Raw genomic sequence first — 24,155 nt, forward strand, 5'->3', positions numbered from 1 at the left:
AGACTCAGTTTTTCATTTCTATCTTTCGCATGGGCATACTGTCAATCAGGCGGAATATCTCCGCTGGAGCCACTGGTTGACGGTACGTCTGCTTCACGCCACCGTCTTTACCAACAAGCCATCCTGCAAACTTGTCAGTTGGCTTTAGATGGAATCTGCTACGTAGCAATTGCTGGTCGTCATCTGATAGGTTCGCTGCGGTGACGACCACTACGTCCATGTCTCGCTCTGCTACGTCGTTTTTAGCCTTGCCAAGGAACTCCTGTTGGGCTACCAACGAAGGTTCTGCTACGTCTGAGCCAAAAAGAAGCAAAACACGGCGCTTATCTTTCTTTTGGGCCAGCGTTGTTTTTAGTGACTTTGGCTGCGAAGCCGGACTTTGCGCCATAATCAGTAAGCCCACTGGAAGAATGAGCAACGTAAGAAACCAGTGATTTTTCATTTGCTACGTAGCACCGCCAGAAAAAAGGTGTTCAACTGAAAAACGACTGTTTAGGACGATTGTTCGCTACAAATCTTCCAACCGCTCCAACATTAGAATGGAGGCCTGCGGCACTATGACAAATTGTTCGCCTTCATACTGAATATCAATGGCGTTACGTTGCAGGTAAAGTGCTACGTCGCCTTCCTGAGCCTGAAGCGGCATATACTTCACTTTTTCTTCGGTTTCTTTCCAAGGCTCATCATCAACCGGCGCCGGAATTGGATAACCGGGCCCTACTTTGATGACATAACCCGCCTGCACCTGCTCTTTTTCCTGCACGGTTGGGGGCAAATACAACCCGCTGGCCGTGCGGTCGGTGGGGTCTTTGGGTTTGATGAGTACGCGGTCGCCTACCACAATCAGGCGTTTCAGTTTATTATCAGCCGTAATTCCAAGCATAATAGTCGATGGTCAATGTCCGCCGTTGCGGACGGTAGATGGACCGTTTCAAAAATCGGGCAAAACGTATCAATACGTCAAAATGGCATAAAGTAGTCGCTCGTCGACAGTCAGGGCACAGGGTCGTACCCATGACCGCCCCACGGATGGCAGCGGCTGATCCGTTTCAGGCCCAGCCACCCGCCCCGAAGCGCACCGTGTTTACGAATCGCTTCGATGGTATATTGTGAACAGGTGGGCGTGTATCGGCAGGCATTAGGGAAGTAGGGCGACACCATTGCCTGATAGACTTTTACCAGCCCAATCAGTATTGATTTCATCATAAATTCGTAAACACAAAAACGGCCAAAAACTTTCCAATAATCTATCTGTATCTTTGCCTGTTATCGTTACTAAGATCAAGGTTCAGGTTTAGTCCTGATAGGGTATTCATCAATTGAAGTATTAGCCTCGACGCAGACTGGCGGCCGGCTAAAACCTATTTTATCGTTCTATGCTGCAATACATTATCTGGGAAGTCAATCCCGAAATCTTTCACATTGGTTCCTTTTCAGTACGTTGGTATGGCTTGCTTTTCGCGCTGGGTTTTCTCATCGGGATGCAGATTATGACGTATATCTTCAAACAGGAAGGCAAACCCGCGGCCGATACGGATACATTGCTGATTTACATGGTCGTATCTACGATTCTGGGGGCGCGAATTGGTCATTTTTTGTTCTACGAACCCGAGGTTTTACTCCATAATCCGCTGGTTGTTGTGACGCCCCCGTTTGCTGGTCTGGCCAGCCACGGCGCTACCATCGGTATTCTGACGAGTTTATGGCTGTATTCGCGCCGGAAAGAAAGTCGGCTCACAGGTCAATCTTTTCTCTGGGTGACCGACCGGATTGTGATCGTTGTGGCGTTGGCGGGTGCCTGTATTCGCCTGGGCAACCTGATGAATTCGGAGATCGTGGGTCGTCCGAGTGATGTACCCTGGGCGTTTATCTTTATGAAAAACGACGAGTACGCAAAAATTCCGCGTCACCCAGCCCAACTCTATGAATCGCTCTCGTGCCTGATTCTCTTTTTCGGTTTGCTGTGGTTCTGGAATCGGTACCGCGAACGGACGCCACGCGGTAGTATGCTGGGCATTTTCCTGATCTGGGTATTTGGACTTCGTTTCTTCTATGAATACCTCAAAGAAAATCAGGTGGCGTTTGAGAACAACCTGCCCCTGAACATGGGTCAATGGCTGAGCATTCCGGCGGTGCTGATGGGCATTTATTTCGTTGTGCGTAGCTACAGAACGCCAATTCCCGTTCACAATCCAGAAAAGTCACCGACAATTGAGTCGTAACGTAATACTATTTTGTCATACTGAGGCACGGCGCAACTTAAAGTTCACTCGCTTGTTGGTCCGGAGGTTTTAAGAGGCCTCGTTCTTCAGTATCACAAAAATGTCTTAACCTAAACTTCATGCAAACTACTTTTATGAATCGGTGTGCCCGACGGTTCAGCCTGTTATTGTCAGCTGTTACGTTGAGTCTGTTAGCGGGTTCAGCAATGGCTCAGGGACCCGGTCGGCAAATGCGCTGGTCGGCCGATGGTAATTCGTACGCGTCTGTTGAACAGGGCGAAATCGTTCAAACCGACGTTCAGACCAAGCGCAAAACCACGCTACTCCCAAAATCGAAACTTCAGCCAACCGGCAGCAGCCAACCCCTGACGATTGCTGGCTTTGCGTTCTCTCCCGATAGTGCGAACGTATTGATTTTCACCAATACGGCCCGCGTCTGGCGGCAAAACACCCGTGGCGATTACTACCTCGTTAATTGGGCTTCCGGCCAGGCTCGTCAGCTTGGGAAAGGACGCCCATCTCAATCGCTGATGTTCGCCAAACTCTCGCCCGATGGACGTAGCGTTGCGTACGTCAGCGAGCGTAATCTGTTTGTGGAGGACGTAGCGTCGGGCCAGATTCGCCAGCTAACAACCGACGGTACCCGCAAACGTATCAACGGTACGTTCGACTGGGTGTACGAAGAAGAATTCGGCTGTCGCGACGGTTTTCGCTGGAGCCCGGATAGCAAGCAGATTGCGTATTGGCAGGTCGATGCCACGAAGATTCGGGATTATCTGATGTTGAATACCACCGATTCGGCCTATTCGCACGTAGTACCGGTTGAATATCCGAAAGTGGGCGAAAACCCATCACCGACACGTATCGGCCTGGTGAACGTAGCAGGTGGCAGTACTACGTGGCTGAATATTCCCGGCGATCCTCAGCAGAATTATTTGCCCCGGATGGCCTGGTTTCCGAACGGTAGTGCCTTAATAATTCAGCAACTGAACCGGAAGCAGAATGAGAGTAAACTGCTGGTTTACAACGTAGCGAATAAGTCTGTTACGCCAATTTACACCGAAACCGACAAAGCCTGGGTTGAGGCCAAAGACGACCCGATGAGCTGGGAGTGGCTAAACGATGGGAAATCTTTCATCTGGATGTCAGAAAAAGATGGCTGGCAGCACCTGTATCACCTGAGCGCAGATGGTAAAAAAGTAACCCTGTTAACGCCCGGTGATTACGACGTAGCGTCTGTCACCCAGATCAATGAAGCGGCCAACCAGGTTTACTTCATCGCGTCGCCCAAAACGACTAATCAGCGCTATTTGTACCGGACGAGTCTGGATGGAAAAGGGAAAGCCGAACGCGTAACACCCGAAGGTCTGGCCGGAACGCACAGCTACGTTGTTTCGCCCAACGGCCGTCTAGCGCAACATACGTTTACCAATTATCAGACGCCACCGGCCAGCGAGTGGGTGAGTCTGCCCGACCATAAACCGGTTGGGGATGCCATGAAAGTAAGTTCGGTGGCGAAACCGAACGTCAGCTTTTTCAGCCTGACCACCGACGAAGGCGTTACGTTGGATGGCTGGATGGCAAAACCCACTGATTTTGACAGCACTAAAAAGTACCCCATCGTTTTCTTCGTGTATGGCGAACCGGCCAGTTGTACGGTGAACGACGTATTTTCGGTGGGTTCAAATCGACTTTTTGCGGGCGATATGGCGAAAGCGGGCTATCTCTACGTAGCACTCGATAACCGCGGAACGCCGAATTTGAAAGGTGCTAACTGGCGTAAGTCGATTTACCGAAATATTGGTCGGATTAACGTCCGCGATCAGGCGATGGGCGCAAAGAAATTGTTTTCCCAGCACGCTTACATCGACACGAGTCGGGTAGCCGTTTGGGGATGGAGTGGGGGAGGGTCTACTACGTTGCACCTGCTGTTTCAGTATCCCGACATATACAAAACTGGTATTTCCATTGCGGCCGTGGGCAATCAATTGTTCTACGACAACATTTATCAGGAACGGTATATGGGGCTTCCGCAGGAAAATCGGGAAGATTTTGTATCTGGATCGCCCGTTACGTATGCCAAAAATCTGAAAGGAAATCTACTATATATTCACGGAACGGGCGACGATAACGTGCATTACGACAACGCTGAAGTGCTCATCAATGAACTGGTGAAATACAACAAGCAATTTCAGGTGATGCCCTACCCGAACCGGACGCACGGCATATCAGAAGGCCCCGGAACCAGCGAACACTTACGCACTTTATACACAAATTATTTGCTGAAAAACTGCCCTCCCGGCCCCCGTTAACCCATGACTCGACTATTGACACTCTGCCTGCTGCTTTCGTCGCTTTGGGCATCGGCGCAAAAGTACGATTTCACACACGACGATACGTTACGTGGTTCAATTACGCCCGAACGCGCCTGGTGGGACTTGGCTTTTTACCACCTGAAGGTGCACGTTGAGCCGAAAGACAGTACGCTGAGCGGCTCCACACTGATACGGTACCGGGTGGTGAAGCCGGGCCAAACCATGCAAGTGGATTTACAACGACCATTGCGCGTGATCCGGGTTGAGCAGGATGGCCAGCCGTTGACGTTCCGGCAGGATGGAAATGCTTATTTTGTGAAGCTATCCAAACTCCAGCAGCCCGGCCAGACGGAATCAATAACCGTTCAATATGCCGGGAAACCGCGTGTAGCTAAACGGCCGCCCTGGGATGGGGGCATGGTATGGTCGCGCGATAGGGCGGGTAACTGGTTCATTGCCACGGCTTGTCAGGGGCTGGGCGCCAGTGCGTGGTGGCCCTGTAAAGACCATATGTACGACGAACCCGATTCGATGGCCATCAGCGTAACAGTTCCCGAAGATCTGACCGACGTATCGAACGGGCGCCTGCGCAAGGTAACTACCAACCCCGACCACACGCGCACCTTCGACTGGTACGTAGCAAATCCGATCAACAACTACGGTGTCAACCTGAACATCGCCCGCTACGAGCATTGGGAGGAAACGTACCCCGGCGAAAAGGGTCCACTTGCGCTCAATTACTACGTATTACCTCAAAATCTCGATTCCGCCCGCGTTCAGTTTAAACAGGTGCCGATGATGCTGAAGGCATTTGAACACTGGTTTGGCCCGTATCCATTTTATGAAGATGGTTATAAGCTGGTCGAAACGCCGTATTTGGGTATGGAGCACCAGAGTTCTGTTACGTATGGTAACCACTACCGGAACGGATACCTCGGGCGTGATCTGTCGAGTACGGGATGGGGTCTCAAATGGGATTTTATCATCGTGCACGAGTCGGGTCATGAGTGGTTCGCCAACAACATTACGTACAAAGACATCGCCGATATGTGGATTCACGAGAGTTTTACGAACTATTCGGAGAATCTATTTACAGAATATTACTGGGGTAAAGCGGCTGGAGCACAGTACGTTATCGGCTGCCGCGCTTTGATACGTAACGACAAGCCCATTATTGGAATTTATAACGTAAACCACTCAGGTTCAGGCGATATGTATTACAAGGGCGGTAATATGCTGCACATGATACGTCAGTTGGTCAATAACGATGAAAAGTGGCGGCAGGTGCTACGTGGCATGAACAAAACCTTTTACCATCAGACCGTTACGACGCAGCAGATTGAACAATATATGATTCGCGAAACCCGCCTGAACCTGAAACCCGTTTTCGACCAATACCTGCGTGACGTACGCATTCCGGTGCTCGAATACAAACTGGTGTCAGGGGGCGTGCAATACCGCTGGGCCAACACAGTTCCGGGTTTCGATATGCCGGTAAAAATCTGTTTCAATGAAACGGGACCGTATCAGCAAATTCAACCGACAGCTCAGTGGAAAACACTGACCGCTAAAGGCGTTAACACCGTTACTGTTGACCCGAATTACTACGTATTGACTAAAGTCGTCAGTACTATGTAGGCCAGTGATTTTAGTGGAGCGTGCTACGTTGTCTTTGTCTTTAATCGCTTAAAACATTGTTAAAATCGGTAAATAAGCCGTAACGTTTACTCAAATTAATACGTCCAGAGTTGGAAGAAAACGTAGCTTGCTGCCTAATAATCAATTACACATGCGAACCTCTTAGCATTAACCATACTATGCGAACAAATCGAAATTTATTCTGGACCTTGCTTATTCCAGCCATGTTAGTGATAGGTTGCGGAAGCGAGAAGGAAGAACAGGAAGAGAAAAAAAAGGATGAAGAATCAGTTTCGACGCTGGGTGCGGTAAGCGCGTTGAAAGAAATGGCAAATCAGGCTGAAGAAATGGGAAAGAATGGCCCTGTTGAAACAGTCGATTTTCGTACATTAAAAGACATGCTTCCAGCTGACGCCGATGGATTGCCACGGAAAGAGGCAACAGGTGAAAAAAATGGAGCCGTAGGATTTGTTATCTCAACCGCAACGGGGAAATATGGTAATGAAGACGGTAGTGAGACGATCGAACTAGCGCTCATCGATGGTGGAGGATCGGCTATGATGATCGGTTTGGCGGCCTGGTCGGTAGTTGAAATTGACAAAGAAACCGAGCATGGCTACGAAAAAACGGGTAAAATGGGCGATAATAAATCGTACGAAAAATATGATAACGATGCCAAAGACGGCGAAATAGCTCTGCTGGTTAACAAACGATTTATCGTATCAGCGAAAGGCCGGGGAGTGAGTATGGAAAAAATTAAATCCGCCCTCGACGATATAGATATGGATAAACTGGCTGCGCTGAAGTAGCAGGATATCATTCAGAACAAACCGCCCCAACGATACGTATCGTTGGGGCGGTTTGTTTTGTGTCACTCAAAATCAGTATAAAGCGATTTTCGATCCACAGCGTTGGGTAAGGGACCTTGTCGGGTCAGTTTCAGTTTAGCCATCGCCGAGCCTGCAAGGGCGCAGTTTCCGGGGGCGTAGCCATCCAGATAAGCCGTCAAAAAACCGGCCCAGTATGCATCGCCAGCCCCTGTTACGTCCACTACGTCGATTTTCTTGCCGAGAATGCGCGCCTGTTTTGTACCCCGTTCATAGGATACCAAACTGCCGTCGGAACCCAGCGTCAGGCAGATAATTGTAGCCCCCATTTCGTGAAAATCAGCCAGTATCTGTTTGGTTTCCTGAGGTTTACCGTAGAGTCGCTCTACGTCGTCGAGGCTGATCTTCACCATTGCACCTGCCGCCAGATAACCACGTAGTACGCGCCAGGCCTCATCACGATCGGGCCAGATGCTGGGGGCGTAGTTGGCATCAATCGTAACCTGGCAGCCCAGTGCTTTAGCGCGTTGGGCCGCTTCAACAATGGCATCCTGAGCGGGTTGACGGCTTAAGGCAAAACAGGTGGTATGAAAAAGCTGTGTTTTGGCCAGCAACGAATCAGGCAATTGCTCTGAATTGATCAGCGAATCGGCGTGCCGGTATGCTACAAAATCTGGTGTAGTAGAGGTTCTCGACACAACCACAATGGTAGTTGGTTCCAGTAAATCGGCCGTAATAAATTGGGTATCAACACCTGATTCGGCAATTTCACGGGTCAGATAGCGACCAATACTATCGTGCCCTACGCAGGCGACAAGGGCACACTGATGTCCCAAACGGGCCATATTAGCTGCCATATTAGCCGGACTTCCGCCTTGATAACGACGAAAATCCTGTGTGTCGAGCAAACTGGTTGATACGTGGTGGCCAATGAAGTCGGCAAGTAATTCACCAACAGATAGCAGGGCGTAAGGGCGTTCTGAAGAGTTCATGCACTGATTAAAAAGTTACGGTCTGCGAATTACGACGTATTAATAAACGATACCTAACAAGATAGTCGTAATTTGAACGTCGTAACGTCAAAAACGCCTTAATTACCACCCGGCTCAACAGGGAAAGCCGCTTCCTCACTCTGTTTATTTTCTTTCACCAGGAAACACGCACCTGCGGCTAGCAAAAGACAAACTCCAGCCAGCGCTAGCGCGTTGCGTGGATCGTTTTTTAGCAGTGTTGGATAAAAGAATTGCACGGTCAGATTGTTCACGATCTGTGGTACCACGATAAACCCGTTGAAAATTCCCATATACACACCCATACGTTCGGCGGGCACCGAGCTTGAGAGTAGTACGTAAGGCATGGAAAGGATAGACCCCCATGCTAATCCGACTAGCGTCATGCCGACAAAGAAAATGTATTTGTCGTCCGATAATTGCATTGACAGAAAACCAAGTCCGCCGATGGTCAGGAAAACGGCGTGTGTGGCCCGGCGCCCGATCATGTTGGCAATGGCGGGCAGGAAAAACGAAATTGTGAAGCAGCCAACGTTAAACATTGCAAAGCAAAGATTTCCCCATTCCGTACCTTCCTGAAAACCCGGTGAATCGGCGGTGGGAGCATTGAAAGCATGCCGGGCAACAGCCAGCGTGAGGTATTGCCACATCAGAGGTAGAGCAAACCACGTAAAGAATTTCACCCACCAAAGCTGTTTCATGGTAGTGGGCATTTCTTTAAATGCGTGAAAAATTTCGTTGAAAGCACCGCCAACGCCACTGCTTTCTTTCCTCATCCGTTTGAATTCCTCCATGTTTTCTGGCGGATATTCATTCGTTGTATAAATGGTCCATATTACGGCGATTATTACCGCAATACCACCAATGTAAAAAGGGTATTTAATACTATTTGGAATAACATTGGCGGCAACGACGGCCGTAGAGGTGAGACCCAGCAATCGGAAAATTGTAGGCATCAGATTGGCGAGCGTTTGGCCAAATCCCACAAAAAAACTTTGAACGGCGAACCCTAAATCACGTTGTTTATCGTTGAGTTTATCACCGATGAACGCGCGAAACGGCTCCTGGGTGATGTTAAGACCGGTATCCAGAATCCACATCAGGCTGGCCGCCATCCATAATGCCGATGAGTTCGGCATAAGAAATAACGCTAAACTGGTAACAATGGCACCAATTAGAAAAAATGGCTTCCGCCGGCCCCACTTTGTCGACCAGGTACGGTCGCTGATGGAACCAATAATGGGCTGAACGATGAGGCCGGTTACTGGTCCCGCTAACCATAAAATCGGGATGCTGGCTTCATCGGCGTTCAGGTATCGGAAAATGGGACTCATGTTTGCCTGTTGGAGTCCAAATCCGTACTGAATACCAAAAAAACCAAAACTCATGTTCCAGATTTGCCAGAAGCTTAGATTTGGTTTTGTGGTTTTGGCGGTTTGTGGTACACTACCGGTTTGCATAGATTGTTGTATCTTTAAAAGGTCATCATAGGTTTTGCTCAAGAGCAAACAATTATACCACCGATTTGCAGGATATAGAGATATTCTTGTCTTATTTTTTTGAAATGACGTATTTTTGAGGATGTTTCCCAAAAAGTGCCTGGCCGTTATTACGCTGTTGACGGTTTTTTTAAGTTGTTCACAAACCGTCTTTGCCTCTATTTCGGTCGACTCGGCACAGAAAGTTATTGTCCGGTCTGTTACGCTTAAAGGTAACATTCGCACCCGCGACCGGATCATTCTGCGGGAAATGACCATCCACATCGGCGACTCTATTCGCCTGGCTGACCTACCCGCCCGAACGGCCTGGGACCAACGTAACATCAACAATACCAACCTGTTCGTAACGGTCGATATGGGGACGCAACTGACCCAGCCCGCCGATACCACCCAACTTGCCCAACTGGATCTGACGGTGACGATGAAGGAACGCTGGTATTTCATTGCTTACCCCGTTTTCGATATTGCCGACCGGAATTTCAACGAATGGTGGTACGACCGTGGTCACGATTTCCGACGAGTTATTTACGGTGGGCGACTCAGCTACCGCAACGTAACGGGAACCAACGACCGGCTTCAGGTTGAAATAGTACGTGGTTTTCTGCAACGTACCGTCGTTTCCTATCTGAAACCTTACATCGACCGGGCGCAGAAAATCGGTCTCCGTGTAGATGTAGGCTACCTGACCAACAACGAAATACCGTATCGGACTCTGGCTGATAAACTAGTATTCGTAAAGTCAGAAGATCGGCTTCGTGAACGGTTATATGCGGGTGTGTTGCTGACGCATCGCCGTGGTTTGTATCACTATCACTCCTTCGAAGCACGCTATAATCACAACACCATTGGCGATACCATCGCCCAGATTAACCCCGATTATTTTTTGAACGGACAGACCGAGCAACGCTACCTGTCGTTAGGGTACGGCTACCGCTATGACCGTCGTGATAACGTAGCATACCCGTTGCAGGGAACTCTGTTCAACGCCGGTATTGGCATTACCGGGCTGCTGCCGAGTGACAATTTTCATTTTTTTGAAATGTCGTCCTCCATCACACGCTACTGGCCGTTAGGTGGCCGTTTTTACGGAGCGATGAGCCTGCGTGGGCGTGCTACGTGGCCTAGCCGACAACCTTATTTCAACCTTCGTGGATTGGGAAGCGGCAACGATGTCGTACGAGGATATGAACTCTTCGTGATCGACGGACAACGTACCGCCGTCTTTCGGAATAGCCTTCGCTATCAGCTCTTTAATGTTCGGAAGCAACTCAATTGGCTTCATATTCGGCAGTTCAATACGTTACCCATTGCGGCCTATATTTCCGCCTTCGGCGATGCCGGCTACGTAAGCAGTACGGTGGCAGAGCAATACCAAAGCCAGCTTGCCAACAAAATTCTGGTAGGTACTGGTTTAAGTCTGGACGTAGTTACGTTCTACAACTTGGTAATGCGCTTCAGCAGCACCATTAACGCCCAGGGCAAAACTGGATTCTTCTTTAATCTGGTGCAGGAGTTGTAGATAGTTTGCTTAACGCTCTTTATAGTTAAGAAAAACTACACCTCCACTCATCAATTCCCCTGCACAATCCAGCCGCTACGTAACCAATCATCCGAATTCTGGTGCGCTACGTTCTGCGCTCGCTACCTTTGATACGTCAATCTGACCAATAAATCGCTACTCCAATGTAGACGTATCGGCTTCATTTTCCGCTTAGTAAGTGAGTTAACCAACTCTGTTTTAAATCCGCGTACATTCCGTTTTCTTAACCAACAAACCCTGTTTCATTCATGGAACTGCTTTCCCTTATGTCAACCTGGGGCTGGGTGCTCCTGGTTTTTCTGGCTGTTGTGCTTTATAAATTAGTGCTACGTTTCCTGTTCGGGATGGTGATCGTGCCCGAAGACCGGATTGGTCTTGTTACAAAAAAATACGTGCTGGTCGGCACCGACCGGGGGTTGCCCGATGGACGTATCATTGCTACTAAAGGAGAAGCTGGTTTCCAGGCGCAAACACTGGCGCCCGGCTTGTATTGGTGGATGTGGCCGTGGCAATACGGCATTACCATGCAGCCATTTACGGTAGTACCCGAAGGTAATATCGGTCTTATCCTGTCTAATGATGGTGGTGAATTACCGACGGGTAATATTCTGGCGCGACGGGTTGATTGCGATAATTTTCAGGATACCGAACGCTTCCTGACCAGCGGAGGCCAGAAAGGTAGACAAACGTCTGTGCTGACGCCCGGTACGTATCGGATCAATACGTTTGCCTTTACGGTAACGCTCGCGAATATGACCGTTATCAAAGAAAATATGGTCGGCATTATTACTACGTTGGATGGCGCGCCTTTGCAGTCTGGGCAGATAGCCGGTAAGCAGGTTGAGAGCCACAACAATTTCCAGAATATCGACTCGTTTCTGCAAAATGGCGGTAATCGGGGCCTTCAGCCGCAGGTAGTACTAGCTGGTTCATACTACATCAATCCGTGGGCTGTGCAAATCGAAGAAATCCCAATGACGACGGTGCCAATTGGCCATGTGGGTGTCGTGATTTCGTACATTGGTGAAGATGGCGAGGATATTACCGGCGATACGTTCAAACACGGAAACATCGTTCGGCGTGGGTTCCGGGGCGTCTGGATGGAACCGCTGGGGCCGGGTAAATACCCGATCAATACGTATACGATGAAGGTAGAAGGCGTTCCGACGACGAACCTTGTCCTCAACTGGGCCAACGCTCGCTCGGAATCGCATGATCTCGACCGCAATCTATCAACCATTACGGTACGTTCGAAAGACGGTTTCCCCTTCAATCTCGACGTAGCGCAAATCATTCACATTCCGTCGGCGGAAGCTCCGAAAGTGATCGCCCGATTTGGTAGTATGAACAACCTGGTATCGCAGGTATTAGAACCGACCATTGGCAACTATTTCCGTAACTCAGCGCAGGATTCCGACGTAATTGCGTTCCTAAGCACCCGGAAGGAACGTCAGGAGGCTGCCCGCGAACACATACGTACCGTGCTTGAAGTCTATAATGTAAACGCAGTCGATACGTTGATTGGCGATATTGTTCCGCCCGACAGCCTGATGAAAACCCTGACCGACCGGAAAATTGCGCAGGAGGAAGAAAAAACCTACGAAACGCAGCGCATGGCGCAGGAAAAACGGCAGGGCATGGAGCGCGAAACCGCTTTGGCCGACATTCAGCGAGAAGTGGTAAAGGCGCAGCAAAGCGTCGAGATTGCGCAACGTACTGCCGATGCCGCCGTGAAAAAATCGGAAGGGGAAGCGCGTAGCCTGAAATTGCAGGTTGGCGCTGAATCAGAGGCTACGAAAATACGGGCCGAAGCCAACGCCGAAGCCCGTCGTCGCCAGGCTGCTGCGGATGCCGAAGCTACTAAACTGACCGCCGATGCTGAGGCCGAACGTATCGCCAAAACAGGTAATGCCGAAGCCGAGAAAATCCTGGCCATTGGTCGCTCGACCGCCGAAGCGTACGAGTTACAGGTACGTGCCATGGGCGACGAAAACTTTACCCGCTTCAAAATCACCGAAGAGATTGGCAAAGGTCAGATTCGCGTTATCCCCGACATTGTTATCAACGGAACTGGCAATGGTTCGGATGGCTCGCTGAATGGCTTGATGGGGCTGAAACTGCTCGAACAGATTGAAGAACGGAAAACGGGCCAGGCTACCAAAATAGTGGACGTAGTGAAGTCAGCAGAAAAAAAGCCTGCTAAACAGTAAGGTTATCTGTTTGACAAGCAGTTGATTTTGTCATTCTGGTGCAGGAAGTATCTTACTGCACCAGAATGACAAAAATTTACATGTCAACGTAACAAAAAGAGTTAATTCAGAATTGAGTTTCTGCGTTGCTTATGTAACTAATTCGCTTTTAATCTGCTACGTCCGTTCGTTTTGTTACCTTTGTCCTACTTCACTCCCCGCCCTTATGGACAAAGCTGCTCCGCAGAAACCAGCGGCCCAAAAGTCTCCGCTACTGGGTCTGCTGAAACCCTATTCCCGAATGATTTTGCTGTTGATTGTTCTGGCGCTAGCCAGTAACGGAATCAACCTGATTTTGCCCATCATCATTTCGCGAGGCATCGACAACTACAGCGCTGGTCATTTTGTGTTGAAAACTACCGTTCTTCAGTTCATGGGCGCGGCACTGATCATCTTTGTGTTTACGTATCTGCAAAGTATCGTGCAAACCTATGCCTCTGAGCGTGTAGCGAAAGACTTACGAACACAACTGGCTGATAAAATTTCACGACAGAGTTTCACGTACATTCAGCAGGCCAATCCCGCAAAATTATTGACTAACCTGACATCGGACATTGATTCGGTAAAAACCTTTGTCTCTCAGGCTATTGTCTCCATTGTATCGTCGCTGTGTATCATTATCGGTGCCAGCATTTTGCTCCTCAGTATCAACTGGCAACTGGCATCGGCCGTGCTCATGATCATCCCGATTATTGGTGGTACGTTCTTTTGGGTGCTGAAACAGGTACGGGTGCTGTTTATGAAAAGCCGGGAAGTGATCGACTGGCTCAATAAAGTCATCAACGAAAGTATTCTCGGATCGGCGCTGATTCGGGTGATTAATTCGCAACAGCTTGAGTACGACAAGTTTCTGGCAGCCAACACGGAAGCCAAAGATTTAGGTATTTCCATTCTTCGCTTATTTGCCGGACTCATTCCAATCATTACGTTCACCGCAAACATGGCTGCCCTGACGATTTTGGTGCTGGGCGGGCACTTTGTAATCACTGATCAAATGTCGCTGGGCGATTTTGCCGCTTTCAATAGTTATCTGGCACTGCTGATTTTTCCGATTATCGTTATTGGGTTTATGAGCAATGTAATAGCGCAGGCTTCGGCCTCGTATACACGTGTCAATCAAGTGCTTCAGGCTCCAGAGACAGTAAAGAATGGTACGTTAAAAACAACCCTGAAAGGCGACGTAGCACTTCAGAACGTATCGGTTTCATACGGCGAAAAACCCGTACTGAAAGACGTTACGTTCGAGGTAAAAGCCGGTACGCAAACGGCCATTGTAGGGCCAACTGCGGCCGGAAAAAGTCAACTTCTGTTTCTGTTGACAGGTCTTATCAAGCCTACGTCTGGCCAGATAAGTTTCGACGGGCGACCGATTGACGAGTATGACGAAGACACGTTCCATCAGCAGGTTGGGTTTGTGTTTCAGGATAGTATCATTTTCAACCTGAGTTTGCGCGAAAACATTGCCTTCAATGAAACCGTCACCGAAGAGTCGATGAATCGGGCGATTGCTACGTCCGAACTAAGCGATTTTGTGGAATCATTACCTGAAAAACTTGAAACGATTGTGTCGGAGCGGGGAAGCAGTTTATCGGGTGGGCAAAAGCAACGTATCATGCTGGCACGTGCGCTGGCTCTCAACCCTAAAGTGCTGTTGCTGGACGATTTTACGGCGCGTGTCGATACCAATACCGAACAGAAAATTCTGGCCAACATTCGACAGAATTACCCCGGCATGACGGTGATTTCGGTGACGCAGAAAATTGCCGCTGTTGAGAATTATGAGCAAATTATTCTGCTCATGGAAGGCGAAGTTATTGACAAAGGAACACATCAGGAACTCCTGACAATCAGTCCCGAGTACGTTCAGATTTATCAGTCGCAACGTAGCACGAACCAGTATGAATTACGATCTTAATCAGTTTGTCGGGCAGAACGAAGAGAAAAACGCTACGTACAAAGCCCTACGTAAACTGCTGGCGCTCATCAGCGACGAACATCGGACGCTGATGCTGGCGTTCGGCGCCATTTTCGTCAATTCGACGCTGAACCTGCTCGGCCCCATACTTATTGGCCGGGCTGTCGACAAATACATACAGGCCAAACAGTTTCATGGACTTCTCGTTTACGGTGGTATTTTATTGGGAATGTATGTCTTTACGATTGGGGCAGGCTATCTGCAATCGCGGTTGATGGGGAGCGTGGGCCAGCGGACGCTGTTTAAACTACGTAACGCCGTGTTCAACAAGTTGCAGGAATTACCGGTAGCGTTTTTTAACCAGAATAAAGCGGGCGATCTAATTTCACGCATTAACAACGATACGGATAAACTGAATCAGTTTTTTTCGCAGTCGCTGATGAATTTCGTGGGAAGTATTGTGACTATGATTGGGTCGGGTTTGTTTCTGCTCTTTATCGACCTGCCGCTGGGAGCCGCAGCTTTGTCGCCCGCGATTTTGATCTGGATTTTTATCAAATTGACGTCTGCCTGGGTGAAGCAGAAAAACGCGGCCAATCTGAAAAGCGTCGGTAATCTGAGTGCTGAAATTCAGGAGAGCCTGACCAATTTCAAAGTAATCATTGCTTTCAACCGGCGCGATTATTTTCGGAAGCGGTTTAACGAAGCAAACGAACAGAATTATAAAACGGCCATCGGGGCCGGTCTGGCAAGTAACGTCTATCTTCCTGTTTTCAGTCTGGCAGCAAGTATTGGCCAACTCATTGTACTAACCTTCGGCATTTATCTGATTTCGACGGGGCATTTTACCATTGGCTTGCTCATTAGTTTTCTGTCGTACGTAACGCAGTTTTATAATCCGCTACGTCAGCTTGCAGTATTGTGGGCCAATTTTCAGGTTGCGCTGGCCGGTTGGGATCGGATTTCGCACTTGCTGGCGATGCAGACGAATCTGCAAACCGTCGAAAACCCGCTGACCATGCCTACTACGTCGTTGCTCTCGTTTCAGAACGTATCGTTCAGCTACCCGAACGGACACGAAGTATTGCACAACATCAGTTTTACGTTGGAACGCGGCAAAACGTACGCGCTGGTGGGCCCGACGGGTGGCGGCAAAACCACTACGGCTTCGCTCATTGCCCGTTTGTACGACCCTACCAGCGGAACCGTATTGCTCGACGGAAAAGATATTCGTTCGTATAGCGCTACCGAACGTACCCAGAAAATTGGTTTCATTTTGCAGGAGCCTTTTCTGTTTACGGGCACGGTTCGCGAGAACATTCTATATGGCAATGAGTCCTATCACCAATACACCAATGATCAATTAACAGAGGTTATCCGACAGGCTGGCCTCGAAGGTTTGCTGGAGCGATTCGATGAAGGACTGGATACTAAAGTGCAAACGACTGGCGATTCAGTTAGTTTGGGACAAAAACAGCTAATTGCCTTTATGCGAGCCGTGTTACGTAATCCAGAGTTGCTCATACTAGACGAAGCCACGGCAAACATTGACACGGTAACTGAACAATTACTGGGCGAAATTCTGCAAAAACTTCCCGAATCGACCACTCGAATCCTGATTGCGCACCGATTAAACACTATAGAAAGCGCCGACGAAATTTTCTTTGTCAATGCGGGTCAGGTTACGCGGGCGGGCTCGCTTAACGACGCTGTCGATATGTTACTGCACGGCAAACGTAATAGTTGATACGTAGTTTCGCAGTTCTGTGTATACCTTTGCCCGCCAATCCCCAAACTTCATGAAACAAGTTTACTTCCTGTTTGTCATTGCCATTTCCTTCACTACGTTACATTCCTGCAGCAGTCGTAAGCAAGCTGAAAATAAATCCCCTGACTCTGTCAACGTAGCAACAGATAGCTCTACTCCTGCGTCGACAGACGTACCAATTTCGGCCCGGCTCTCTGAACTGGGTTTAACCGCCGATAGCGACTGGCGAGGGATCAATCTGGGCGATGACTTTTCGAAAGTAAAATCCACCGAAAAAGGAGAATCGTTCGAGAGCGATGCCAAACACATTGGCTATACGTTGGAGCTGAAAGACCTCGAAACGGCGGACATGCTGTATTATCAGACAGGCCAGAAAGTGTCGTCAATTGACGTCGATCTTTTCCTGAACAGCCGTGAATCTGTTACTAATTTTCAAAAAGATTTGAGTGCCTATTTTTCAGCTCGCTACGGCACGCCGAAATCCGATAAAGAAGGCAGTCGCTGGTCCAGTTCGAAAGGCATATCCGTTACGTTAAAGGACGTATCGAAAGGAAAGGACTTCGGCCTGAAAATCAATATGACTCCATCCAGCGGAGTATAAGGTCAGAGGGCATATAGCAGGTCTATTCTGCCCTCTGACTTTACCTTCTGTCATCAAATTCCCTGTCCGCCAGAGACTTCGATACGTTGCGCATTGACCCAACGGGCTTCGTCTGTACACAGGAAAGCCACTACACCTCCAATGTCATCGGGTAAGCCAACGCGGCCCAACGCGGTGATGCTGGCTACAATCTGATTATATTGTGGGTTATCACGTATCACTCCGCCCCCAAAGTCTGTCTCGATGGCTCCCGGTGCTACAGCATTCACCGTAATACCTCTGGAACCAAGTTCTTTAGCCAGATAGCGGGTCAAAACTTCAACTGCTCCTTTCATGGACGCATAAGCCGAATAACCCGGCGAGCTGAATCGAGCCAGCCCCGTGGATAAGTTGACAATACGTCCGCCATCGTTTATGAATGGTAACGCCTTCTGCGTGAGGAAATAGACGCCTTTGAAATGGATGTTCATCAACATGTCAAAATCTTCCTCTTTGGTTTCGGCGAAAGGGGCGTTGATACCAACACCAGCGTTATTAATCAGAAAATCAAAATGATCGGTTTCAAACGTATCATTCAGTACGTTCGCTAGCTGGCCGAAAAACGCATCAAAACTTTTTACGTCGCCGGTGTTGAGTTGCAGAGCAGCCGCTTTTTGGCCGATCTGTTCAATTTCGGCAACTACTGCATCGGCTTCGTCTTTTCTGGTATTGTAGGTCAGTACTACGTTAATACCCTTTTGGGCCAGATGAATGGCCATATTTTTACCTAATCCGCGGCTTCCGCCGGTAATCAGAGCTATTTTCCGAGTGGTTGTCATTGTCTGTGAATTATTACTACGTTCCATTACTGTTTGAAAATTGATGAAACAAAAGTAGACTAAATCACAGCGTGACTGTTTGCAAACATCAATCCGAAGTTTGCGAAATTCAAATTGAGACTTTATCCTCGGAAAATTACGGGAGCCAGCGTTGTTTGCTTTTTGAAAAAATTAGAGAAGTGAGCCACCTCTTCAAAGCCAAGGCTGTAGGCGATTTCAGAGATATTCCAGTCTGTCTGTTTCAGAAGAATTTTAGCTTCCTGAACAATGCGGTGGCTGATCAGGTCGGTGGTGGTTTTACCGGTATTTTCTTTTAAAACTTTGTTCAGATGGTTCACGTGTACCGACAATCGGTCGGCAAAATCTTTGGCTGTACGCAGGCCCAGTTTCTGATGTGGGGATTCAATCGGAAACTGCCGTTCGAGCAGTTCAATAAATAACGACGAAACCCGCGCCGATGCCGTGTGCGTTGGGTACAAAGCCGTAGCCGGCTGCAATTTCTGACCGTAATGAATCAATTCTAATACGTAGTTACGTAGTAGATCGTATTTGTATACATAGTTGGAAGACAGTTCATTATGCATCTTTTTGAAGATGTAGCGAATATCTTCCGCGTTTTCGTCTGTAAGCTGAAAGATCGGATAACCACCCGGTTTAAAAATTGGCAGGTCATCCAGTACAACCCCACTTTTCTGTTGTATCAGAAAATCATCGGTGAAAATACAGAAGTAGCCGAACTGCTGGTCGTCTAGCGGAACGTAGTGGTAAGGGATTTTAGGGGTAGCAAACAACAGGGCATTTTTCTCAATTTCAATAACTTTATCGGCGTACTCAGCCGTGTTCCGTCCACTAATCAAACTGATTTTGTAGTACGCCCGCCGATTATACGGCATCACATTTTTCTTCTTATAGTTGGCCACAATGTCCTGCATGTTAAACACATTGAAGTGGCCTATTTCTTTGTTGATTCCTTCGGGAATAAGACCGGCGGTTTCTTTATAAAAATCTTCCAGCGTTGTTGTGTCCATGCTACGTTCGATTTGCAAAAATCAAATGTTTTGATTTTGCCATGTTAACAAAAAAGCCGTTAGAATTAGTTTGTGCAAACATAATTCTAACGGCTTTTTTACATTGACTGATACGTATCAGCTATCGTAGCGTCAACGTTTTGACTACCGACGATAGCGACTCGGGTGTTCTCGGCCAACACCGAAGCTGTAACCCAGTGCCAGCGTAAAGGTCGAATTTTGTAGTGGACTACGGTTACCCCAGATATTTGGCAGGTTGCTTTGTACGTTGCTGAGGCCAAGCGTATATCGGGCGTCGATCAAAAAATGTTGCCGATTGCCAGTTCCCCAGTTGAGCTGAAAGCCACCCGAAGCGCCTAAATCAAGGTCGTTAAAGTCGCTGCTATTATCCGAATTAATAACGGGACCTGTACCCGACAAATATTGGCCATCGAGTCGTTTGGCGTTGAGTTTAATACCCAATGATGGACCAATAAACACGTTAGGGCGGAAATTACCTTCCAGCGTCAGGAAATAACGGGCCAGCACCGGAATTTCCAGGTAATTAACCCGTTGCTTAAACTTGATTCGACCATCGTTATAATCTGTACCTCGTTGCGAATATAGAACGTCAGCGGAGAGCCCGAAATGGTTCAGCGAACTGTACATTAAAAACACACCCGCTGACACACCTGGCGTGAATTTCATATTGTCTGCTTTTCCCCAATAATTAGACAAATTCAAGCCGACGCGTGGACCGGCACTAAAACGTTGTTGAGCTAAACTGGCTGATAGACAGGCTGAAACGAGTAATAAAGATAAAGCGATTGAACGTAGTGAATTTGCGCGAAACATGGATGATTCGTTATGATGGTATGCCGGGTTAACGCTAGAGCTTTGCGAATTGTTTTATGAAATACGCAAACAAACCGCAATTTTTACCGGCTGGATATCATCGATACGTTCAGGCATAAATGCCCTAAAACCTTCGGAAGGCGGATTAATCAGGGTAGTTTTGGGCGACTGAATTGGCTGCGGTTTATTCGACCGTTTCGGCGCAAAATAGATGAAGTAAATCGCCATCGCCAGCATAAACAGAATGGCGGCTGTGGTCGTCGCGATCCAGAGTGGCCATAGTCGTTTCTTGCTCGCCGATTCATGAATACGCTGATGCAGAGCTATTTTTAAATCGGCCAACTGGTTAGGCAACGTATCGGCAGCCGTTTGTTGCATGGCCTCTAAACCCGCTAGTGCATCGGCGTACAGCGGATTCTCCAACAGCAGCCGCTCCACACGATAGCGAGCCGGACCGCTGAGTTGGCCTGCCCGGTAAGCCTGTAAATCGTCGAAAGTCAGTTTGTCGTTCATGGCTGCTACTTACTCATGCAAATTTTCAAATTTCGTCGTCCATTTTGCAAATAACTTTTTACCTGTTTTAAATCGTAACCCGTTAGTTCGGCTACTTCTGTATACGTTTTTCGGTCCAGGTAAAACAAGCGAAGGCAACTTTGTTGTTCCTTCGGCAGCGTTTGCAAACAGGCTTCCATCCGCGTTAAATCTTCCTCGCGTTCTGCCAACGTATCGTCATCATCTGTCAGGTTCATAATTATATCATCGCTGTCGGTCGGCGATTCGCTGACTAATGCTACGGTCGGATGAGCCTGGTGCTTACGCAGGTGCATCAGGCAGTAGTTGCGCGCTACACTGTGCAACCAGGGGCCAAACTGGTGTACGTCGTGCCGTCGTAAGTCGTTGACTAGCTGTTCAAACAGGTTCATAACGGCGTCTTTGGCCTCATCTTCGTCGCGCAGGTAGTTATAACAAACGGCGTAAATCATTTCCATATGCTGTTCGTAGAGCTCACCCAAAATAGCCAGATCGCCCGTCGCACGGTAGCGTGCTACGTAGTCAGCCGCGTCGCGGGGGGCGCGGTCGGGGGAAGGTCTGGATTTACGAAACAGTTTTAGGAACATGTACTAATAAACACTACGTATGATTTTCCCGGTTGTGGCTTTGCGAACGGTCATCGTACTACGTACTACGTCGTTTTTCTATAGATGCACAACCGGACGAAATTCCACATTAGAACGTACCGAAAGATTCATGCGCTTACTAAACGACATAAATCGTAACCGAACGGGCAAATCATTCGTTATACGTAATACCAATACGTTCAATGTTATGAAAAGATACCTGTTTTTCATTGGGTTATTGACCGGCGGACTGGCTTCTGCCTCGTTCGGGCAGAGTAATTCGTTGCCACAATCGGCCTCCACGACTGAGACAATTCAGACCAATCCGGTACCGCCAACTATGAACAAAGGAGATGAACAAAGGCGTTTGCAGCGACAAATGGGCCAGGATACAACAGCGCCCAAAAATCGCAAACAAAGACGGCTGCGTCCTGATTCGCTACGTAGGGGAGGGGCAACCCGTGTCGACACGATACGTTGATAGAAGCTCGTCTACTTTTCTTTTTTAGCTTTTTCTTTTTCCCGCTTGCGTGCTTCACGTTTCGCCCGACGTTCGGCCTTTCGTTCGGCGCGGGCTTCTTTGCGTTCAGCTTTCCGCTCCTGACGTTTTGCCTTCAGATCATCTCTCACATCCTTCAGCGCATCTTTTAACGTAACATTGTTGTCGAATTCGCCCTTAAATGCTTCGATGTAAGCGTTACGTAGCAAACCAAAAACAACTGGCCAGGTCAGGGTTTCAATATTATCGGCGGTGCCAGTAAGCGGAATCCGGGTAGCTACCTGATCATGTCGCTGATTTTTCAGAATGGCCGTTCCGGCCTGCGCTACCAGTTCAGTAAAAAACTTGCCAACCGAACGGTTTTCGTGCTCGTTAATTTTGAAAATCTGCATGCCTTTCGTGAGCGGCTTCACATAGCCGTTCAATTTGCTGTTCAGCATGGCCATCTCACTATAAACACTCAACGTACCGCGCTCAAAATCAATATTTCCGTATTTACGGGCTAGCGCATTGAGTTTAACCATCTGAAGGCCCGTAAACTGCATATTGTAATCGAAGTCAGGAACAACTTTCAGCAGGTTCATATTGGCCGAAAAATTCATGGTTCCTCCATAACCCGGTACGTCGCCCGAAGCCACTACTGGTGAGGGCAATTGCTTGGCCTTATCTTCTACGTTGCGGATGTTCCGAATTTCGCCCTGAAACCGTTTCAGCGACAAATCAGCGCGAGGCTGGGTAATCAAACTGGTCAGGTTTACGGTGCCGTCGATCACCGCAAATCGGTTGATACTGATTGGTAACAGCTTTTTCAAATACTCGGTCCAGTCAACTTCGGCCCCGGTCTGGCGAGTGGCTTCGTCATCGCTGAAGGCAAAGTTGATTTCCGGGTTATAGCACTCGACTTCGCTCACCAGACGGCCTTTAAAAAGCGATTTCCATTCGACGGATAAATCAATTTTCGGGATAAAGAGGAACGGTTCTTTTATCTTTCCGTTAACTTTTCGGATACGTAAGTCCTCTATCTGATATGCTCCGCGAATGAGCTGAATACCAATGTCTTCTACATGTCCGGTATAACCGTCCATATCGGCAAGCGTTTTGTTAACGTACCGTAGCACGAAGTACGGCAGCAACAACCGGGCAATGATAAGTAAGACGACAAGTGCGATCAGGATTTTGGTCGTACGTTTCAAAACGCTAAGTGATTTGTTTAACGTTTTGATAAACGAGAAACTGACGAAATGGTTAGGAGCGTAACAAAAAGAAGAACGCCCAATAACAATTTGAGTCCCTCGTCGCATTGCGACCAAATGTCTATAGCCAAAGTATTCCAAATCAAGCTCCGTCGCATCGCGGCCAAACCAACAGAAATGCTTCCATTGGTTTGGTCGCTACGCGACGGAGATCTCTATGGCCTTCTTTAGTGTAGCAGCCTAATCCCGATTTGGGTTGAATCGCTGCCCGTCGAGTTTGGTGTATTTGAAATCGGAAATACCACTGAATTTAGTGTTCTCGAATTGGGTACCACGTGGGAAATTGGTGTACTTAAAGTCGGCGCTTCCCGTAAAACTAGCCTGCCGGAAATCCACGCCTTCGTCGAATTTGGTGTATTTGAAATCTGCAGCTCGTGTGAAAGTGGCCTTTTGGAAGGAAGACTTTTCGTCAAATTTCGTGTATTTGAAGTCACTATGGCCTTTGAATGTCGAGTTGCTGAAATCGGCAGCGTCGCGGAATTTGGTGTACTTGAAGAGGGCTTCATCGCGGAACGTATTCCCCGTAAAAATGGCGCGTTGATTGAACGTTGAATACTTGAACGTAGCGTCTTCTTCGAACGTACAATTTTCAATGGTTACCGCTTCCGGGAAATCAGCATTATAGACGGTGTTACTTTTATTGAAGACCCTTTTGACATTATTTTCTTCTGAGCGATAGGCCAGAAACTTGCCCTGAAACACACAGTTTTTAAACGTAATGGGCGTTTCAACAATGCTGAGATAATGTGGCGTATCGCCCCAGTTTCCATCATTAACTTCCTTCCGATTGGCTAGATCTGTCAGATCCAGATCGCCGGTAATGGTGGCGTTCTGATAGGAGACGGCTTCTTTTCGGTTAATTTTTTCGATGATTTCTTTTGCCGAAACTGTTGATTGGGCAAAGGTGGATGTTAGCGTAACGAACGTAAGCAGAAAGAACGTGGTGAGAAGTTTCATGAGCAAATGATTTGTTGTGTTGGTTTTGGGTAAAGATGCATATTGACAGCAACGGGTTGCATGA

The 24,155-nt window shown here is 48.2% G+C and carries 22 protein-coding genes; 10 read left to right on the forward strand and 12 right to left on the reverse strand.

All coding sequences use genetic code 11. The features are described 5' to 3' along the window. Positions 1-4: 4 nt before the first annotated feature. The 3 genes from ACYVF1_RS05885 to yidD form a co-directional block, all read right to left on the reverse strand. Positions 5-442, reverse strand: a complete 438-nt coding sequence (locus ACYVF1_RS05885; protein WP_461076556.1) for a DUF4174 domain-containing protein — start codon at positions 440-442, stop codon at positions 5-7. 66 nt (positions 443-508) lie between these two features. After that, a complete protein-coding gene (locus tag ACYVF1_RS05890; protein WP_461076558.1) occupies positions 509-883 on the reverse strand; it encodes a co-chaperone GroES in 375 nt (124 codons plus the stop codon). Between the two features lie 110 nt (positions 884-993). Then, the gene (yidD, locus tag ACYVF1_RS05895) at positions 994-1,203 is read right to left on the reverse strand and encodes a membrane protein insertion efficiency factor YidD (protein ID WP_461077821.1); all 210 of its coding nucleotides are present in this window, start codon (positions 1,201-1,203) and stop codon (positions 994-996) included. 173 nt (positions 1,204-1,376) lie between these two features. Between yidD and lgt the strand changes: the two genes are divergently transcribed. From lgt to ACYVF1_RS05915, 4 genes are all read left to right on the forward strand, one after another. After that, entirely contained in the window at positions 1,377-2,222 is an 846-nt protein-coding gene (gene lgt / locus ACYVF1_RS05900; RefSeq protein ID WP_461076560.1) for a prolipoprotein diacylglyceryl transferase, read from the forward strand. Between the two features lie 230 nt (positions 2,223-2,452). Continuing rightward, positions 2,453-4,534, forward strand: coding sequence for a S9 family peptidase (locus tag ACYVF1_RS05905; protein WP_461077823.1), 2,082 nt, complete (start codon positions 2,453-2,455; stop codon positions 4,532-4,534). A 3-nt stretch (positions 4,535-4,537) separates the two neighbouring features. Next, the gene (locus ACYVF1_RS05910; RefSeq protein ID WP_461076562.1) at positions 4,538-6,175 is read left to right on the forward strand and encodes a M1 family metallopeptidase; all 1,638 of its coding nucleotides are present in this window, start codon (positions 4,538-4,540) and stop codon (positions 6,173-6,175) included. 179 nt (positions 6,176-6,354) lie between these two features. Then, positions 6,355-6,984, forward strand: coding sequence for a transposase (locus ACYVF1_RS05915; RefSeq protein WP_461076564.1), 630 nt, complete (start codon positions 6,355-6,357; stop codon positions 6,982-6,984). Between the two features lie 62 nt (positions 6,985-7,046). Here the strand turns inward: ACYVF1_RS05915 and ACYVF1_RS05920 are convergent, their stop codons facing one another. Together ACYVF1_RS05920 and ACYVF1_RS05925 are read right to left on the reverse strand one after the other, a co-directional pair. Then, complete coding sequence (locus ACYVF1_RS05920; protein WP_461076566.1) at positions 7,047-7,994, reverse strand: carbohydrate kinase family protein; 948 nt, start codon at positions 7,992-7,994, stop codon at positions 7,047-7,049. Positions 7,995-8,092: 98 nt separating this feature from the next. After that, on the reverse strand, positions 8,093-9,472 hold the full coding sequence (locus tag ACYVF1_RS05925) for an MFS transporter (protein WP_461076568.1): 1,380 nt from the start codon (positions 9,470-9,472) through the stop codon (positions 8,093-8,095). Positions 9,473-9,593: 121 nt separating this feature from the next. On the opposite strand from ACYVF1_RS05925, the gene ACYVF1_RS05930 reads away from it, so the two are divergent. The 5 genes from ACYVF1_RS05930 to ACYVF1_RS05950 all read left to right on the forward strand — a co-directional run bounded on the left by ACYVF1_RS05930 (position 9,594) and on the right by ACYVF1_RS05950 (position 17,584). Beyond that, entirely contained in the window at positions 9,594-11,030 is a 1,437-nt protein-coding gene (locus ACYVF1_RS05930) for a BamA/TamA family outer membrane protein (protein ID WP_461076570.1), read from the forward strand. A 269-nt stretch (positions 11,031-11,299) separates the two neighbouring features. Next, positions 11,300-13,261: an SPFH domain-containing protein gene (locus tag ACYVF1_RS05935; protein WP_461076572.1), complete on the forward strand. Its 1,962-nt coding sequence runs from the start codon at positions 11,300-11,302 to the stop codon at positions 13,259-13,261. A 205-nt stretch (positions 13,262-13,466) separates the two neighbouring features. After that, the gene (locus ACYVF1_RS05940) at positions 13,467-15,215 is read left to right on the forward strand and encodes an ABC transporter ATP-binding protein (protein WP_461076574.1); all 1,749 of its coding nucleotides are present in this window, start codon (positions 13,467-13,469) and stop codon (positions 15,213-15,215) included. Continuing rightward, the gene (locus ACYVF1_RS05945; protein ID WP_461076576.1) at positions 15,199-16,962 is read left to right on the forward strand and encodes an ABC transporter ATP-binding protein; all 1,764 of its coding nucleotides are present in this window, start codon (positions 15,199-15,201) and stop codon (positions 16,960-16,962) included. The genes ACYVF1_RS05940 and ACYVF1_RS05945 overlap by 17 nt, the downstream gene beginning before the upstream one ends. A gap of 52 nt (positions 16,963-17,014) precedes the next feature. Then, on the forward strand, positions 17,015-17,584 hold the full coding sequence (locus tag ACYVF1_RS05950) for a hypothetical protein (protein ID WP_461076578.1): 570 nt from the start codon (positions 17,015-17,017) through the stop codon (positions 17,582-17,584). Positions 17,585-17,637: 53 nt separating this feature from the next. Here ACYVF1_RS05950 and ACYVF1_RS05955 read toward each other — a convergent pair whose 3' ends face one another. The 5 genes from ACYVF1_RS05955 to ACYVF1_RS05975 form a co-directional block, all read right to left on the reverse strand. Further along, complete coding sequence (locus tag ACYVF1_RS05955; protein WP_461076579.1) at positions 17,638-18,402, reverse strand: SDR family oxidoreductase; 765 nt, start codon at positions 18,400-18,402, stop codon at positions 17,638-17,640. A gap of 122 nt (positions 18,403-18,524) precedes the next feature. Next, a complete protein-coding gene (locus ACYVF1_RS05960; RefSeq protein ID WP_461076581.1) occupies positions 18,525-19,430 on the reverse strand; it encodes a helix-turn-helix domain-containing protein in 906 nt (301 codons plus the stop codon). 144 nt (positions 19,431-19,574) lie between these two features. Continuing rightward, positions 19,575-20,264, reverse strand: a complete 690-nt coding sequence (locus ACYVF1_RS05965; RefSeq protein WP_461076583.1) for a porin family protein — start codon at positions 20,262-20,264, stop codon at positions 19,575-19,577. A 54-nt stretch (positions 20,265-20,318) separates the two neighbouring features. Next, entirely contained in the window at positions 20,319-20,777 is a 459-nt protein-coding gene (locus ACYVF1_RS05970; protein WP_461076585.1) for a hypothetical protein, read from the reverse strand. Between the two features lie 5 nt (positions 20,778-20,782). Further along, positions 20,783-21,382, reverse strand: coding sequence for an RNA polymerase sigma factor (locus tag ACYVF1_RS05975; RefSeq protein ID WP_461076587.1), 600 nt, complete (start codon positions 21,380-21,382; stop codon positions 20,783-20,785). A 19-nt stretch (positions 21,383-21,401) separates the two neighbouring features. Here ACYVF1_RS05975 and ACYVF1_RS05980 point away from each other — a divergent pair, with 19 nt between their 5' ends. After that, positions 21,402-21,863: a hypothetical protein gene (locus ACYVF1_RS05980; RefSeq protein ID WP_461076589.1), complete on the forward strand. Its 462-nt coding sequence runs from the start codon at positions 21,402-21,404 to the stop codon at positions 21,861-21,863. Between the two features lie 11 nt (positions 21,864-21,874). On the opposite strand, the gene ACYVF1_RS05985 is transcribed toward ACYVF1_RS05980, so the two are convergent. Continuing rightward, complete coding sequence (locus ACYVF1_RS05985) at positions 21,875-23,074, reverse strand: AsmA family protein (protein ID WP_461076590.1); 1,200 nt, start codon at positions 23,072-23,074, stop codon at positions 21,875-21,877. 240 nt (positions 23,075-23,314) lie between these two features. Continuing rightward, positions 23,315-24,091, reverse strand: a complete 777-nt coding sequence (locus ACYVF1_RS05990; protein ID WP_461076592.1) for a pentapeptide repeat-containing protein — start codon at positions 24,089-24,091, stop codon at positions 23,315-23,317. Between the last annotated feature and the right edge of the window lie 64 nt (positions 24,092-24,155).

It is taken from the genome of Spirosoma flavus (genome assembly GCF_054778555.1).

What these genes read in the sequence shown, in the direction of transcription:
- ACYVF1_RS05930 (WP_461076570.1), top strand. Translation starts at nt 9,594, where the DNA reads ATGTTTCCCAAAAAGTGCCTGGCCGTTATTACGCTGTTGACGGTTTTT.
- ACYVF1_RS05940 (WP_461076574.1), top strand. Translation starts at nt 13,467, where the DNA reads ATGGACAAAGCTGCTCCGCAGAAACCAGCGGCCCAAAAGTCTCCGCTA.
- ACYVF1_RS05935 (WP_461076572.1), top strand. Translation starts at nt 11,300, where the DNA reads ATGGAACTGCTTTCCCTTATGTCAACCTGGGGCTGGGTGCTCCTGGTT.
- ACYVF1_RS05920 (WP_461076566.1), bottom strand. Translation starts at nt 7,994, where the DNA reads ATGAACTCTTCAGAACGCCCTTACGCCCTGCTATCTGTTGGTGAATTA.
- ACYVF1_RS05910 (WP_461076562.1), top strand. Translation starts at nt 4,538, where the DNA reads ATGACTCGACTATTGACACTCTGCCTGCTGCTTTCGTCGCTTTGGGCA.
- ACYVF1_RS05925 (WP_461076568.1), bottom strand. Translation starts at nt 9,472, where the DNA reads ATGCAAACCGGTAGTGTACCACAAACCGCCAAAACCACAAAACCAAAT.
- ACYVF1_RS05965 (WP_461076583.1), bottom strand. Translation starts at nt 20,264, where the DNA reads ATGTTTCGCGCAAATTCACTACGTTCAATCGCTTTATCTTTATTACTC.
- yidD (WP_461077821.1), bottom strand. Translation starts at nt 1,203, where the DNA reads ATGAAATCAATACTGATTGGGCTGGTAAAAGTCTATCAGGCAATGGTG.
- ACYVF1_RS05945 (WP_461076576.1), top strand. Translation starts at nt 15,199, where the DNA reads ATGAATTACGATCTTAATCAGTTTGTCGGGCAGAACGAAGAGAAAAAC.
- ACYVF1_RS05905 (WP_461077823.1), top strand. Translation starts at nt 2,453, where the DNA reads ATGCGCTGGTCGGCCGATGGTAATTCGTACGCGTCTGTTGAACAGGGC.
- ACYVF1_RS05955 (WP_461076579.1), bottom strand. Translation starts at nt 18,402, where the DNA reads ATGACAACCACTCGGAAAATAGCTCTGATTACCGGCGGAAGCCGCGGA.
- ACYVF1_RS05990 (WP_461076592.1), bottom strand. Translation starts at nt 24,091, where the DNA reads ATGAAACTTCTCACCACGTTCTTTCTGCTTACGTTCGTTACGCTAACA.
- ACYVF1_RS05970 (WP_461076585.1), bottom strand. Translation starts at nt 20,777, where the DNA reads ATGAACGACAAACTGACTTTCGACGATTTACAGGCTTACCGGGCAGGC.
- lgt (WP_461076560.1), top strand. Translation starts at nt 1,377, where the DNA reads ATGCTGCAATACATTATCTGGGAAGTCAATCCCGAAATCTTTCACATT.
- ACYVF1_RS05975 (WP_461076587.1), bottom strand. Translation starts at nt 21,382, where the DNA reads ATGTTCCTAAAACTGTTTCGTAAATCCAGACCTTCCCCCGACCGCGCC.
- ACYVF1_RS05960 (WP_461076581.1), bottom strand. Translation starts at nt 19,430, where the DNA reads ATGGACACAACAACGCTGGAAGATTTTTATAAAGAAACCGCCGGTCTT.
- ACYVF1_RS05980 (WP_461076589.1), top strand. Translation starts at nt 21,402, where the DNA reads ATGATTTTCCCGGTTGTGGCTTTGCGAACGGTCATCGTACTACGTACT.
- ACYVF1_RS05890 (WP_461076558.1), bottom strand. Translation starts at nt 883, where the DNA reads ATGCTTGGAATTACGGCTGATAATAAACTGAAACGCCTGATTGTGGTA.
- ACYVF1_RS05885 (WP_461076556.1), bottom strand. Translation starts at nt 442, where the DNA reads ATGAAAAATCACTGGTTTCTTACGTTGCTCATTCTTCCAGTGGGCTTA.
- ACYVF1_RS05915 (WP_461076564.1), top strand. Translation starts at nt 6,355, where the DNA reads ATGCGAACAAATCGAAATTTATTCTGGACCTTGCTTATTCCAGCCATG.
- ACYVF1_RS05950 (WP_461076578.1), top strand. Translation starts at nt 17,015, where the DNA reads ATGAAACAAGTTTACTTCCTGTTTGTCATTGCCATTTCCTTCACTACG.